Source organism: Bacillus sp. SIMBA_005 (genome assembly GCF_046535585.1).
In the GTDB taxonomy this organism is placed as follows: Bacteria; Bacillota; Bacilli; order Bacillales; family Bacillaceae; genus Bacillus; species Bacillus pumilus.
The window spans coordinates 1-256 of record NZ_JAWRWI010000720.1 but is presented as its reverse complement, the minus strand read 5'-3'; the positions used below and the strand labels follow the sequence as shown (position 1 = coordinate 256).

Sequence of the window (256 nt, the reverse complement as noted above, 5' to 3'; positions counted from 1 at the left end):
AAGAAATTCGTGTCAGCGGTAAGGTGATCATGAGCAGCAGAATTCCGATCGTCATGAAGAAAAAAGTGATCGGCGCCGTTGCGATTTTTCAGGACAGAACGGAAGCGGCCAAGATGGCAGAGGAATTGACTGGTGTCAGAAACTTTGTGGAGGCGCTCCGTGTCCAAAACCATGAGCATATGAATAAGCTGCACACGATCGCCGGTCTCATCCAGCTGGGGAAATCTGAAAAAGCCTTGCAGCTTGCATTCCAGGC

1 protein-coding gene is annotated in these 256 nt (G+C 50.0%); it reads left to right on the top strand.

The annotated features are described in order from the left end of the window. The coding region (locus tag SB660_RS21950; RefSeq protein ID WP_410584558.1) for a sensor histidine kinase at window positions 1–256 on the top strand (256 nt) is incomplete at both ends.